Genomic DNA, 12,649 nt, shown 5'->3' with positions numbered 1-12,649 from the left:
GGGGCGCCTCCCTTCAGTCGAGGCTCTTGCGCGTGACGGCGCGGGCAAGCAGCAGCAGTCCGACCGCATAGGCCGTGAGGATTGCGCAGTTGCGCCAGATCAGCGGCCAGACGTCGCCCGCGAGAAACAGTGTCTTGATCAGATCCATGAAGTAGGTGGCCGGCAGCACATGGCCGATGGCGCGCACCACCGCGGGCACATTGCGCAGGTCGAACAAAAAGCCCGACAGCATCATCGAAGGCATGAAGGTTGCGATGAGCGCCACCTGGCTTGCAAGAAACTGGTTGCGCGTGACGGACGAGATCACGAGGCCGAGGCTTACCGCCACGATCAGGTAGAGCATCGAACTGAGCACCACCGCGAACAGCGAACCGACCATGGGCACCGCGAACAGGAAGCGCGCGGCCAGCAGGCACAGCACCAGGCCCAGCATGCCGACCGCAAAGTACGGAATAATTTTTGCCACCAGTATTTCCACCGGCCGCACCGGCGTGACGAACAGCGCCTCGAGCGTGCCGCGCTCCCATTCGCGGGCCATGACAAGCGCGGTAAGAAATGCGCCGACCAGCGTCATGATGAGCACGATGAGGCCGGGCACCAGGTACCAGGTGCTGGTGTTCGCGGTGTTGAACCACATGCGCTGCTCCACGGTCACTCGGCCCGCGGAGGCTGTTGCTGCACCGGCGGTGCCGCCGCCGCGGTCGGCCTGGCGCACAGCCGATTGGCCCAGGGCGCCGCTCACGTAGGCGAGGATGATGGTCGCGCGCCCCGCGTCGGCGCCGTGCACGAGGAGCTGCACGCGCGCGTTGCCCGCGGCCAGCGAGCGCGAAAAGTCGGCCGGCACGCGCACGATGCCGTCGATCTTGCGGTCGCGCATGAGCGCCTCGGCGTCGTGCATGGAGCCGAGCAGCACGGGCGCGATGGTGGGCGAAAGCTGCAGGCCTGCAATGGCTTCATGCGCCGTTGGCGAGGCGTCTTCGAGCACCACGCCCACCGGCGCGTTCTTCACGTCGAGCGACATGCCGTAGCCGAAGATCAGGATCAGCACCATCGGCAGCAGGATGCCGATGGCCAGGTTGCTGCGGTCGCGCAGCAGCTGGCGAAACTCCTTGCGCGTGAGCGAGACCAGCCGGGTCCAGAAGCCGCTCATGGCGCTACCTTCTCGCTTTCGTTCTCGCTCTTGTTCTGGCGCTCTGCCCGCCGGGCCTTCTCGACGATGCCGATGAACGCCTGCTCCATGTCGATGCGCCGGTCGCCCTGCTCGCCGTCGAGCGCCTGCGCCCGCACCTCCAGCGGAGTGCCGATGGCGAGCAGCTTGCCTGCGTCCTGGATCACGATGCGGTCGCAGTACTCCGCCTCTTCCATGAAATGGGTCGTGATGACGACGGTGGTGCCGCCTTCGGCCAGCGCGGTAATGCGGCGCCAGAACTCGCGGCGCGCGAGCGGGTCCGCGCCGCTCGTGGGCTCGTCCAGAAAGAGAATCTCGGGCTCGTGCAGCAGGCCCGTCGCCATGGCAAGGCGCTGCTTGTAGCCGCCGGGCAACTGCCCGCTGGGCGCGTCGAGTTCGCTCTGCAGGTCGAACTGGTGCAGCACCGTGTCCATGCGCGCCTGCAGCTTCTGCCCGCGCAGGCCGTAGGCGCCGCCAAAGAACGAGAGGTTCTCGCGCACCGAAAGGTTGCCGTAGAGCGCGAATTTCTGCGACACGTAGCCGATGCGCTGCCGGGCCTGTGCGCGCGCATGGCGCAAATCGACACCGGCCACGCGCAACTGGCCGCCGCTTGCGGGCAGCAGGCCGCACAGCATGCGAAAGGTGGTGGTCTTTCCCGCGCCGTTGGGGCCGAGCAGGCCGAAGATTTCGCCGCGCCGCACGGAGAAGCTGGTACTCGCCACAGCCACGAAGTCGCCGAAGCGGCGCACCAGGTCTTTCACTTCGATGACCACTTCGCCGGGCTCGCCCGCGGCCGGTGCGAGGTCGCTGGCCGCCGCCGATTGCTTGATGTCGGCGGCAGGGGCCTGCTGCGTGCGCAGCAGCGTCATGAAGCCGTCTTCGAGCCGGGGCGGCACCGGCTCGGCACGGGCGCCGGCCAGCAGCGCCGCAAGCGCGGCGTCGCCGGTGCCGGGCCGGCGAATGAAGCGCACCTCGCCGCCGTGCGGCACGGCATCGACGATATCTTGCTGCGCATCGAGCAGGCGGGCCTGCATCAGGCGCGGTGCCTCGCCCGGCGGCGGCGTGGCGACGAAGCACAGGCCCTCGGCGCTGTCGCGGATCTCCGCCGGCGTGCCCTCTGCAATCAGCTGGCCCTCGCGCAGCACGAACACATGGCTGCAGCGCTCGGCCTCGTCGAGGTACGCGGTGCTCACGATGACGGAAAGCTGCTCTTCGTCCACCAGCTGCTGAACGATCTGCCAAAGCTCGCGCCGCGAGAGCGGATCGACACCCACGGTGGGCTCGTCGAGCAACAGCAGGTCGGGCGAGCGCACCAGCGTGCACGCCAGGCCGAGCTTCTGCTTCATGCCACCTGAGAGCTTGCCCGCGGGGCGATCGGTAAAGCGGCCGAGGTCGGTCATTTCCATCAGCCGCGCATAGCGTTCGCGCCGCCTGGCCGGCGGCACGCCGTGCAGGTCGGCGTAAAGGTCGAGGTTCTCCTGCACGCTCAGGTCTTCGTACAGGCCGAAGTGCTGGGGCATGTAGCTGATGCGGTCCTGCACCGATTGCGGGTCGGCGGAAACATCGATGCCCAGCACGCGCAGTTCGCCTTCGTCGGCACGCATCAGGCCGGCCATGAGCCGCAGCAGCGTCGTCTTGCCCGCGCCGTCGGGGCCGACCAGCGCGGTGAGCGTGCCGGCGGGAATTTGAAGCGACACGTCGTTGAGCGCGTGCACGGCCGTCTTCGTCGCCTTGACCGTGAAGCGCCTGTGCAGCGAGCGTCCGCTGACGGCCGGCTCAGCGCGCAGCATTCAACGTCCCTCCGGGTATGCGGTCTTGCTCCTTCCCCTTCCGGGGGAAGGTTGGGATGGGGGCAGGGCAGAGCGCCCGATAGACACGCCGCTTGCCCCCACCCCAGCCCTCCCCCGAAAGGGGAGGGAGCAATGCGCGACGACGAGCGATGAGGTTCGTCATCACGGGCTGCCATTCGAAGTCAGCTGAAGCCGCACCGTGGCCGGCATGCCGAGCCGCAGCCGGTCTTCCTTGTCGTCGACCATCACGCGGATTTCATACACAAGGCTGCTGCGCAGCTCTTCGGTCTGCACCGTCTTGGGCGTGAACTCGGCCACCGAGGAGATGTAGCCCACCTTGCCCGCAACCGGCCGGTCGGGACGGCTGTCGGTGGTCACGCTCGCCTGCTGGCCCGGTCGCACGCGGCCGAGGTCGGGCTCGGCCACGTAGGCCCGCACCCACTTGGGATCGGTGATGGCCAGCGTGAAGGCCGGGCGCTGCGGCGAGGCCATGTCGCCGGGTTCGAGCAGGCGGGCGCGCACCACCGCGTCGATGGGAGACGTGAGCTCGGCTTCGGCCAGCTGGTGGTTCATGAACGCGAGGTCGGCGCGGGCCGATTCGAGCTGCGCCTGCGCCTGCGCAATGTCTTCCTTGCGCGGACCGGCCACGGCAAGCTGCTGCGCCTTGCGCGCGTTGTCCAGCTGCGCAAGCGCCACCTTGCGGCGCGCCTGTGCGCTGTCGAGGTCTTGCTGGCTCACGGCGCGGCCGGCCGTGGTCTGGCCGATGGCCTGCAGGCGCTCGAGCTGCTGCTGCGCCAGGTCGGCATCGGCCCGCGCGGCGGCCACCTGCGCGCCGGCCTGGGCGAGTTCTTCAGGGCGGCTGCCGGTCTTCAGGCGCAGCAGCGCCTGTTCCTGCACGCCGATGCGCGCCTGCGATTGCGCCACGCGCAGCGCCAGCGAGCGGGTGTCCAGTCTGCCCAGCACCTGCCCGGCGTGAACGTGGTCGCCTTCGCGCACGGCGAGTTCCGCCACGCGCTCGTTGGCGTTGAAGGCCAGCGAGACCTGGCGCACATCGACATTGCCGTACAGCACGAGCGTGTCGGACGGCGGTGCCGAGCGATGGAGGTACCACCAGCCACCCGCCGTGACGGCGAGCGCCACGAGGGCAACGGCGATGAGAGGTTTCTTGTTCATGAGCGGTTCCTGCCGGGTTCCAGACTTGGAGTGGCCGCATGTTATCAAATTCAAATTTGAATTTGAAGTATTTTTTCAATTCGATTAACCTTAGGCCATGGCTTCACGCTCTTCCAGTACCCGTTCTCCCGCTCCACGCCAGACAGCCGCCCGCACCTCGCGCACCGATGGCAACGCCACCCGGCTGCACATCCTCGAGACGGCCGGCCAGCTGTTTGCGGAACGCGGCTTCGCCGAAAGCACCAGCAAGGAAATCTGCACACGCGCCGGCACCAACATGGCGGCCGTCAATTACCACTTCGGCAGCAGGGACGGCCTGTACGAAGCCGTGCTCATCGAGGCGCACCGCCAGCTCGTGAGCATGGATGAGCTGGTCAGCCTGGCCAGCGTGCCGGCCGACCCGCGGCTAAAGCTGCGCACCTTTCTCACGCATCTGATGGAGATGGGCAGCCAGCCCAAGGCGCCGTGGGGATTTCGGGTGGTGCTGCGCGAGGCGCTGTCGCCTTCACCGGCGCTGCCGGTGATGGTGCGCCAGGCTGTGCTGCCCAAGGCCAAGCTGATCCGCGGCCTGATCGGCGGCATCATGGGCCTGCCGGACGATCATCCCTCGGTGCAGCGGGGCATGCTCTTCGTGGTGCTGCCCTGCATCGTGATGACGGTGGCCCCCAAGGACCTGCGCAATGAAGTGCTGCCGGCCCTGAAGAACACCGAGGGCCTGGCGGACGACCTGATGCGTTATGTCTTCGCCGGCCTCGACGCCGTTGCGAAGGAGGCCAAGGCCGCGGCGCCCGCTGCCGCTACAGCTGGAAAGCGACGGTGAGCAGCAGCCCCTCGGCCACGTCGCGCAAAAGGCCCGGGCGCCGGGCGCGGTAGGGCTCGCCGGCGGAGGCCGTGGTTTCGATCCACTCGGCCAGCCAATCGATTTCATGCGGGCCGTAGAACACCACGGCCGCCTCGTGGTTGAGCAGCAGGCTGCGCAGGTCGAGGTTGATCGATCCGCACATGGCCAGTTCGTTGTCGACCACCACCGCCTTGGCATGCGCCATGAAGGGCAGCATGCGAAAGCTCACGCCCGCGCGGGCCAGGTCGCGCATGGCGCGTGCGCGCACGAAGTCCGCCAGGCGGTGGTTCGACTGCGCAGGCATTGCGATGGTGACCTGCACGCCGCGCCGCGCGGCCAGCCGCAGCGCATCGCGCAACCCGTCGCCAGGCACGAAGTAGGGCGTGATTGCAAGCACGCGGTGCTCGGCCCGAAAGCAGGCATCGATGAGCAGCGCGTGGGCGGTGTCCTCGGTCTGGTCGGGGCCGCTCGGCAGGAACTGCGCCATGGCGCAGCCCGGGCCTTCCTGCACGTCGTCGGCCGTGATGGTGCGCGCCTTACGGCTGCGCACCGAGCTCCAGTCATGGTCGAACTGCCGCGCCGCCGCCGCGGCCACGCTGCCGCGCAGGTCGAATGAAAGATCGTGCCAGGCCTGGGGGTATCTCTCGCTGCCGGTGAAGTATTCGCCTGCCAGGTTGCGGCCGCCCGACCACAGCCAGCCGTCGTCGGCGATGGTGAACTTGCGGTGGTTGCGCAGGTTGCGCGGTCCGATGCGGCGCAGGCTGAAGAAGGGTCGGAACACGGCAATCTCGCCGCCTGCCGAGCGCAGCACTTCGAAGTGGCGGCGCGGCAAGGTCAGCGCGCCAAAGCCGTCGAGCAGCACGCGCACCTTGATGCCTTCGCGCGCGCGCTGCGCCAGCCGCTCGATGACGGCGCGGCCCATCGCGTCGTCTCCGATGATGAAGGTGCACACGTCGATGCGCTCCCGCGCGCCTTCGATCACCTGCCACAGCGCCTCGCGCGCGGCTTCGCCGTCGGCATGCAGGCGGATCGCGCAGCGCCCGGGCGGCGCAAGGCCGAAGCTCTCGATCAGGTCGGCCGCCCAGTGCCCCGGCGGCATCGAGCGCGGCGGCCGTGGCGAGCCCGCCGGGCGCAGCTTGCGCTGGCCGAACAGCAGGTAGGCCGGCAGGATCAGGTAGGGCATGAGAACCAGCCCCATGACCCAGGCAATGGCGGTGGTGGGCGCGCGCTGCTCGCGGCGCGCGCGCGTGGTCAGTATGTAGACCAGCAGCGCGAAGGTGACGACGAGAAAATGCTGTGACGGTGAAGGCAGCCAGTCGAAACTCGTGTTCGGCATGCGGCAATGATGCCTGAGGACCGGGTGGTGCCGCCAGCGATCAGCGCGGCATCAGGAACGAGGCCACGTCGCGCCCCTCGGAGGCGAGAAAGCGCATCATCGGATCGACCACCATTCGCACCGCGGGCCGCTCGCCTACGCGGCTGCGCCACGCCAGGAGCCGCGGCGTGGCGTCGGTCATGCGGGCGCCCTTGCGGTCGGCAAAGATGCAGGCCATGTAGAAGGCGATGTCGGCGAAGGAATACGGACCGGCGAGGTAATCGCGCGTGGCCAGCAGGCCTTCCATCTCGTCGTAGTAACGCGCGCAGGCGGCGCAGGCCGCGACGGCCGGTGCGCTTTGCATGTCGTGCTGCAGGCCGAAGAGCCTGATCACGTTGGGGAAGAAGACCTCGTCGGACTTCTGCTCCAGCTGCCGCGCCCGTGCCCGTTCGGCAATGCCCTGGGGCCAAAGCGCGAGGTGCGCGGGGCCTGGGTAGCGGTCTTCGAGGTATTCGAAGATCTGCGTCGAGTCGAAGAGCTCGACCTCGCCGTCGATCAGCACCGGCACCTGCTGCTTGACGGGGTTGATGCGCAGCACATCCGGGTGCTTGGGCTCGTAGGCATCGCCCTTGGTGAACGGCACCATCACCAGTTCGAAGTCGATGCCTTTTTCGAGCGCGGCGATCTGCACCTTCGCGCCGAACATGCTGAGGGGGCCTGAGTAGATTTTTGTGGTGGTCTTTGTCATGCCCCCGACTTCACCAGAAATGCCGCTTCAGGTCGAGCCCCACACCTCTTGTGCCGTCTCGACCACGAGGCGCAGCTTGTTGCGTTGCGCTTCCACCGCAATGTTGTTGCCGTGCACCGTGCTCGAGAAGCCGCACTGCGGCGACAGCGCGAGCTGCTCGAGCGGCGCGTACTTGGCGGCGTCCTCGATGCGGCGCTTGAGCTCGTCCTTGTCTTCCATCTCGCCGAACTTGGTGGTCACGAGGCCCAGCACCACGGTCTTGCCCTTGGGCAGGTAGCGCAGCGGCTTGAAGTCGCCCGAACGCGCGTCGTCGTATTCCATGAAGTAGGCGTCCAGGTCCATCTCCTTCAAGAGCGCCTCGGCCACGGGCTCGTAGTTGCCGGCCGCGGCGTGCGTGCTCTTGAAGTTGCCGCGGCACAGGTGCATGGCGAGCAGCATGCCCGGCGGCTTCTGCGCCACCACCTTGTTGATGAAGGCGGCGTAGCGGTGCGGCAGTTCGTTCGGGTCGTCGCCGCGCTTGCGTGCGGCTTCGCGCATGTGCTCGTCGCACAGGTAGGCCAGGTTGGTGTCGTCCATCTGCACGTAGGTGCAACCGGCCGCGGCCAGCGAGCGCAGCTCGTCGCCATAGGCCTTGGCCACGTCGTCGTAGAACACGGGGTCGAGCTCTGGATACGCGTCCTTGCTGATGCCGGCGCGGCCGCCGCGGAAGTGCAGCATGGTGGGCGAGGGAATGGTCACCTTCGGCGTGCGGCCCGCGGACACCTGGCTCTTGAGGTACTGGAAGTCGGCCAGCTGGATGTCCTTGACGTGGCGCACCTTGTCGATCACGCGCATTGCGGGCGGCGCGAGTTCCTCGGTGCCGTCGGGCTTGCGGATGGTGACCGGAATGTCGGTTTTCACGCCGCCGAGCTGGTCGAGAAAGTCGATATGGAAGTACGTGCGGCGGAACTCGCCGTCGGTAATGCTCTTCAGGCCGATGTCTTCCTGGAACCGGACGATCTCGGTGATGGCCTTGTCTTCGACCTTGCGCAGCTGCTCGGGCGTGATCTCGCCCTTGGCGTTCTGCTCGCGTGCTTCGAGCAGGTATTTGGGACGCAGAAAACTGCCGACGTGGTCATAGCGGGCGGGCAGGGCGGCGTGCTGGGACATTGAGTATCTCCGTCGTGGCTGTAAACGAATCGAGCATCGTATCGCCTTGGAAACTCTCGCGTCTGTATACATCTTTCTTGGTAATTACCCTTAATTCAGTGATTTTCAGTGGCATTTTTCTGATTTCTGTATACATTGAGTATTCATGAAGACACCAAAGCCCACTTTCCCGCTGAACGCTTGGTATGCCGCCGCTTACGACGTCGAAGTGCGTCACGCGCTGCTGCCGCGCACCATCTGCAATGAAAAACTGGTGCTGTTCCGCCGCACCGACGGCCAGGTCGCCGCACTCGAAGATGCCTGCTGGCACCGGTTGATGCCGCTGTCGCTGGGCAAGCTCGAAGGCGACGAAGTGGCGTGCGGCTATCACGGCCTGGTCTACAACAGCCAGGGCCGCTGCACCCACATGCCCAGCCAGGAAACGCTCAATCCCTCGGCCTGCGTGCGCAGCTTTCCGGTGGTGGAGAAGCACCGCTTCGTCTGGATCTGGCCCGGCGATCCGGCCAAGGCCGACCCGGCCCTGGTGCCCGACATGCACTGGAACGACGACCCGGCCTGGGCCGGCGACGGCAAGATGATTCGCGTGGCCTGCGACTACCGTCTGGTGGTCGACAACCTGATGGACCTGACGCATGAGACCTTCGTGCACGGCTCCTCCATCGGCAACCGCGAAGTGGCCGAGGCGCCCTTCGTTGCCACGCACGGCGACCGCTCGGCCACCGTCACGCGCTGGATGGAGAGCATCGACGCGCCGCCGTTCTGGGGCGGCCAGATTCGCCATGCGCGCGGCTACACCGGCAAGGTCGACCGCTGGCAGATCATCCGCTTCGAGGGGCCATGCACCGTGAACATCGACGTGGGCGTGGCCGAGGCGGGCAGCGGTGCGGTGCCGAAGGACGGCAACCCCGGCGACCGCAGCAAGGGCGTGAACGGCTATGTGCTGAACACCATCACGCCCGAGACGGACAAGACCTGCCTCTACTTCTGGGCGTTTGCGCGCAACTACTGCCTGGGCGAACAGCGCCTGACGCATGAGCTGCGCGAAGGCGTGGCCGGCATCTTCCGCGAGGACGAAATCGTGCTCGAGGCACAGCAGAAGGCGATGGACGAGCGTCCGGACCACCAGTTCTACAACCTGAACATCGACGCCGGCTCGATGTGGGCGCGCCGCCTGATCGATCGCATGATCGAGAAGGAAAAGCCCGCGCGTGCCGCGATTCCGATCCGCCCCGCCGAGAAGCAGGCCGCATGAAGACCGCGGCCATCTCTCCTGTCTCGCCCGTCGAAGCCGGCGACGGCGGCAGCTCGCAGGCCGTGAAGGCGCAGCTGCGCCTGCGCGAAATGATCCTGGCCGGCGAACTGCCGGGCGGCGCGCGCATTGCCGAAGTAGCCATCTCCGAACAACTCGGCGTCTCGCGTACGCCGGTGCGCAGCGCGCTCATGCGGCTGGAGCAAGAAGGCCTGCTCGAGGCGCTGCCCAACGGCGGCTATGCGGTGCGTACGTTTTCCGAGCGCGACGTGGCCGACGCCATCGAATTGCGCGGCACGCTCGAAGGCCTGGTGGCGCGGCTTGCGGCCGAGCGCGGCGCGGCGCCGGTGGTGCTGCGCGAGGCGCGCGCCTGCCTGGCACGCATCGACGAACTGCTGCGCGAACCCGCGCTCGACGATGCGGCTTTTTCGCGCTACGTCACGCACAACGAAAAGTTTCACGCGCTGCTGTGCGAAATGGCGGCGAGCCCTGTGATTGCGCAGCAGCTCGAGCGCGTGATCAACCTGCCGTTCGCATCGCCCTCCGGCTTTGTCGTCGTGCAGGCCAATTCGCCCGCCGCGCGCGACATGCTCGTCATTGCGCAAGACCAGCACCTGCAGGTGCTCGACGCCATCGAGGCCGGCGAGGGTTCGCGCGCCGAGGCGCTGATGCGCGAGCACAGCCGCATCGCGCGGCGCAACCTGCGCGAGGCGCTGCACGGCACGCCCGGCGCCGAGCGGCGCGCGCTGCCCGGCGTGCAATTGATCCGCCGGCGCGGCTGAGCGAACGGCCTTTCTCTTCCTTTTTTCTGTTGGTGTCCCCGATGAAAAGCGATCTTCAATGGATGCAGGCGCAGGTCGTTGCGCTGCGCGACGTCACACCCACGGTGCGCGAGTTCGAACTGCGGCCGGAGCCGGGCTTTGCCGCCACCTACGATCCCGGTTCGCACCTGCAGGTGCAGGTGATGACCGCCCAGGGCAAGCTGCAGACGCGCTCTTACTCGCTGGTGGGCGAGGGCGACGGCCAGTGCTGGTGCATCGCCGTGAAGCGGCTCGACGACGGCCGCGGCGGCTCGCTCGCAATGTGGCGCCTGGCCGTGGGCGACCGGCTGCAGGTGAGCGCCCCGCAGAATCACTTTCCGCTCGACACCAGCGCACCGGGCTACCTGCTGGTGGCCGGCGGCATCGGCATTACGCCGCTGGTGCTGATGGCCGAACGCCTGGGGGAGCATGCGCGGCGCACCGGCGTGCCCGTGAAGATGCTCTATGGCGCGCGCCATGCTGGAGAGTTCGCTTACCTCGACCGGTTGCGCGAGGCGTTGGGCGACGACGTTGCGGCGCATGAAGGCGCAGTGCCCATCGACTTCGCTTCGGCCATCGCCGCTTTGCCGCAAGGCGGCCAGCTCTACACCTGCGGGCCGGTGCCGATGCTCGAAGCCGTCAAGCGCGCCTGGCAAGCCGCGGGCCGCGCCCCGGCGGACCTGCGATTCGAAACCTTCGGCAGCAGCGGGCGCCTCGCAACGCAGGCCTTCACGGTGCGCATTCCGCGGCACGACCTGGCGATTACCGTGCCGGCCGATTGCACCTTGCTCGAGGCATTGGACGCCGCCGGCGTGGAAACGCTGTGGGACTGCAAACGCGGCGAGTGCGGCCTGTGCGCCATGGACGTGCTCGCCGTCGACGGAGAGGTCGACCACCGCGACGTGTTCCTGAGCGAACATGAGAAGCAGGCGGCCACTCGCATTTGCGCCTGCGTGTCGCGTGCCGTGGGCACCCTCACGCTCGATTCTTCGTACCGGCCCGACAGCTGAAGACCCGCTGCGCGATCATCGCGCAGTTCATTTGTTCATCGCGCAACAAAGTCCCGGCTCGGGGGCGGAGTAGGTGATTGCCTGCTCCGCCGCGTGTTGCAAAGTGTTGAAAAATGACCGCTGGTTCGCATTCCGTCTCTCCAAGGAAAACTTCATGCAAAGACGCCAACTCATCCAGACCGCAGGCCTCACGGCGCTCGCGCTTTCCATGTCGCTTGCCAGCGCGCAAGACAGCAACAAGTTCAAGATCGGCCTCATCCTGCCCATGACCGGTCAGCAGGCCTCCACCGGCCGGCAGATCGAAGCCGCCGCGCGGCTGTACATGGCGCAGAACGGCGACACCGTGGCGGGCAAGAAGATCGAGCTGATCGTCAAGGACGACGTGGCCACGCCGGACGTGACCAAGCGCCTTGCGCAGGAACTCATCGTGAACGACAAGGTGAACGTGATCGCCGGCTTTGGCGTCACGCCGGCCGCGCTGGCCGCCGCGCCGCTGGCCACCCAATCGAAGACGCCGCAGGTCGTGATGGCCGCGGCCACCTCCAGCATTACCGAAGCCTCGCCCTACATCGTGCGCAGCAGCTTCACGCTGCCGCAGGTGTCGGTGGCCATGGGCGACTGGGCACCCAAGAACGGCGTGAAGTCGGTGGTGACGCTGGTCGCCGACTACGGCCCGGGCAACGACGCGGAGAAGTTCTTCACCGAGCGCTTCCAGCTCAACGGCGGCAAGGTGGTCGAGAAGCTGCGCGTGCCGCTGCGCAACCCGGACTTCGCGCCTTTCTTGCAGAAGGTGCGCGACCTCAAGCCCGATGCGCTGTTCGTCTTCGTACCCTCGGGCGCGGGCGCGGCGGTGATGAAGCAGTTTCTCGAGCGTGGCATGGACAAGGCCGGCATCCGCATGATCGCCACCGGCGACGTGACCGACGACGATCAGCTGAACGACATGGGCGACGGCGCGCTGGGCGTGGTCACCTCGCACCACTACTCGGCCGCGCATCCTTCGCCCACCAACAAGAAGTTTGTCGAAGCCTTCCAGAAGGCCAACCCGAAGATGCGCCCCAACTTCATGGCCGTCGGCGGCTATGACGGCATGCGCGTGATCTACGAAGCCCTGAAGGCGACCAAGGGGCAGGGCGGCGGCGATGCGCTGCTTGCGGCCATGAAGGGCCAGATCTTCGAGAGCCCGCGCGGTCCGGTATACATCGATGCGCAGACGCGCGACATCGTGCAGGACGTGTATCTGCGCAAGGTCGAGAAGAAGGACGGGCAGCTCTACAACGTCGAGTTCGATGTGATCAAGGGTGTGAAGGATCCGGGCAAGGCGAAGTAATTGCCCGGGGTGCATGACGTGCGTTGTTCAGGGCGCGCACCCGCCGACGGGGTACCTTGCTCCGCGAATGTCCCCC

At 67.1% G+C, this 12,649-nt stretch carries 11 protein-coding genes; 5 read left to right on the top strand and 6 right to left on the bottom strand.

Annotation, left to right across the window (positions count from 1 at the left end):
• Window positions 1-13: 13 nt before the first annotated feature.
• The 3 genes from EJI00_RS10450 to EJI00_RS10440 all read right to left on the bottom strand — a co-directional run bounded on the left by EJI00_RS10450 (window position 14) and on the right by EJI00_RS10440 (window position 4,131).
• The gene (locus tag EJI00_RS10450; protein WP_126747401.1) at window positions 14-1,150 is read right to left on the bottom strand and encodes an ABC transporter permease; all 1,137 of its coding nucleotides are present in this window, start codon (window positions 1,148-1,150) and stop codon (window positions 14-16) included.
• On the bottom strand, window positions 1,147-2,958 hold the full coding sequence (locus EJI00_RS10445; RefSeq protein WP_126747400.1) for an ATP-binding cassette domain-containing protein: 1,812 nt from the start codon (window positions 2,956-2,958) through the stop codon (window positions 1,147-1,149). The genes EJI00_RS10450 and EJI00_RS10445 overlap by 4 nt, the downstream gene beginning before the upstream one ends.
• Window positions 2,959-3,120: 162 nt before the next feature.
• Window positions 3,121-4,131, bottom strand: a complete 1,011-nt coding sequence (locus tag EJI00_RS10440; protein ID WP_126747399.1) for an HlyD family efflux transporter periplasmic adaptor subunit — start codon at window positions 4,129-4,131, stop codon at window positions 3,121-3,123.
• A gap of 97 nt (window positions 4,132-4,228) precedes the next feature.
• Here EJI00_RS10440 and EJI00_RS10435 point away from each other — a divergent pair, with 97 nt between their 5' ends.
• The gene (locus tag EJI00_RS10435) at window positions 4,229-4,951 is read left to right on the top strand and encodes a TetR/AcrR family transcriptional regulator (RefSeq protein WP_126747398.1); all 723 of its coding nucleotides are present in this window, start codon (window positions 4,229-4,231) and stop codon (window positions 4,949-4,951) included.
• On the opposite strand, the gene EJI00_RS10430 is transcribed toward EJI00_RS10435, so the two are convergent.
• The 3 genes from EJI00_RS10430 to EJI00_RS10420 are packed head-to-tail and all read right to left on the bottom strand — an operon-like array spanning window position 4,929 to window position 8,184.
• Window positions 4,929-6,308, bottom strand: a complete 1,380-nt coding sequence (locus EJI00_RS10430) for a phospholipase D-like domain-containing protein (protein WP_126747397.1) — start codon at window positions 6,306-6,308, stop codon at window positions 4,929-4,931. The genes EJI00_RS10435 and EJI00_RS10430 overlap by 23 nt on opposite strands.
• Before the next feature lie 40 nt (window positions 6,309-6,348).
• A complete protein-coding gene (locus tag EJI00_RS10425; RefSeq protein ID WP_126747396.1) occupies window positions 6,349-7,035 on the bottom strand; it encodes a glutathione S-transferase family protein in 687 nt (228 codons plus the stop codon).
• Between the two features lie 27 nt (window positions 7,036-7,062).
• Window positions 7,063-8,184, bottom strand: a complete 1,122-nt coding sequence (locus EJI00_RS10420; protein ID WP_126747395.1) for a 5-methyltetrahydropteroyltriglutamate--homocysteine S-methyltransferase — start codon at window positions 8,182-8,184, stop codon at window positions 7,063-7,065.
• Between the two features lie 145 nt (window positions 8,185-8,329).
• On the opposite strand from EJI00_RS10420, the gene EJI00_RS10415 reads away from it, so the two are divergent.
• From EJI00_RS10415 to EJI00_RS10400, 4 genes are all read left to right on the top strand, one after another.
• Window positions 8,330-9,436 carry an aromatic ring-hydroxylating dioxygenase subunit alpha gene (locus EJI00_RS10415; RefSeq protein WP_126747394.1) on the top strand — a complete coding sequence of 369 codons (1,107 nt, stop codon included), beginning with the start codon at window positions 8,330-8,332 and terminating at the stop codon, window positions 9,434-9,436.
• Window positions 9,433-10,215, top strand: a complete 783-nt coding sequence (locus EJI00_RS10410) for a GntR family transcriptional regulator (protein WP_126747393.1) — start codon at window positions 9,433-9,435, stop codon at window positions 10,213-10,215. Before EJI00_RS10415 ends, EJI00_RS10410 begins: the two co-directional genes overlap by 4 nt.
• Window positions 10,216-10,256: 41 nt before the next feature.
• Complete coding sequence (locus EJI00_RS10405; protein WP_126747392.1) at window positions 10,257-11,243, top strand: PDR/VanB family oxidoreductase; 987 nt, start codon at window positions 10,257-10,259, stop codon at window positions 11,241-11,243.
• Window positions 11,244-11,397: 154 nt separating this feature from the next.
• Window positions 11,398-12,573 carry an ABC transporter substrate-binding protein gene (locus EJI00_RS10400; RefSeq protein ID WP_126747391.1) on the top strand — a complete coding sequence of 392 codons (1,176 nt, stop codon included), beginning with the start codon at window positions 11,398-11,400 and terminating at the stop codon, window positions 12,571-12,573.
• Window positions 12,574-12,649: the final 76 nt, after the last annotated feature.

Source organism: Variovorax sp. DXTD-1, assembly GCF_003984625.1.
Classification (GTDB): Bacteria; Pseudomonadota; Gammaproteobacteria; order Burkholderiales; family Burkholderiaceae_C; genus Variovorax.
The sequence above is the reverse complement of the archived record's forward strand: the minus strand, read 5'-3'. Positions and strand labels throughout refer to the sequence as shown.

Coding starts and splice junctions, on each gene's coding strand:
- EJI00_RS10450 (WP_126747401.1), bottom strand. CDS start 1,150: ATGAGCGGCTTCTGGACCCGGCTGGTCTCGCTCACGCGCAAGGAGTTT.
- EJI00_RS10445 (WP_126747400.1), bottom strand. CDS start 2,958: ATGCTGCGCGCTGAGCCGGCCGTCAGCGGACGCTCGCTGCACAGGCGC.
- EJI00_RS10440 (WP_126747399.1), bottom strand. CDS start 4,131: ATGAACAAGAAACCTCTCATCGCCGTTGCCCTCGTGGCGCTCGCCGTC.
- EJI00_RS10435 (WP_126747398.1), top strand. CDS start 4,229: ATGGCTTCACGCTCTTCCAGTACCCGTTCTCCCGCTCCACGCCAGACA.
- EJI00_RS10430 (WP_126747397.1), bottom strand. CDS start 6,308: ATGCCGAACACGAGTTTCGACTGGCTGCCTTCACCGTCACAGCATTTT.
- EJI00_RS10425 (WP_126747396.1), bottom strand. CDS start 7,035: ATGACAAAGACCACCACAAAAATCTACTCAGGCCCCCTCAGCATGTTC.
- EJI00_RS10420 (WP_126747395.1), bottom strand. CDS start 8,184: ATGTCCCAGCACGCCGCCCTGCCCGCCCGCTATGACCACGTCGGCAGT.
- EJI00_RS10415 (WP_126747394.1), top strand. CDS start 8,330: ATGAAGACACCAAAGCCCACTTTCCCGCTGAACGCTTGGTATGCCGCC.
- EJI00_RS10410 (WP_126747393.1), top strand. CDS start 9,433: ATGAAGACCGCGGCCATCTCTCCTGTCTCGCCCGTCGAAGCCGGCGAC.
- EJI00_RS10405 (WP_126747392.1), top strand. CDS start 10,257: ATGAAAAGCGATCTTCAATGGATGCAGGCGCAGGTCGTTGCGCTGCGC.
- EJI00_RS10400 (WP_126747391.1), top strand. CDS start 11,398: ATGCAAAGACGCCAACTCATCCAGACCGCAGGCCTCACGGCGCTCGCG.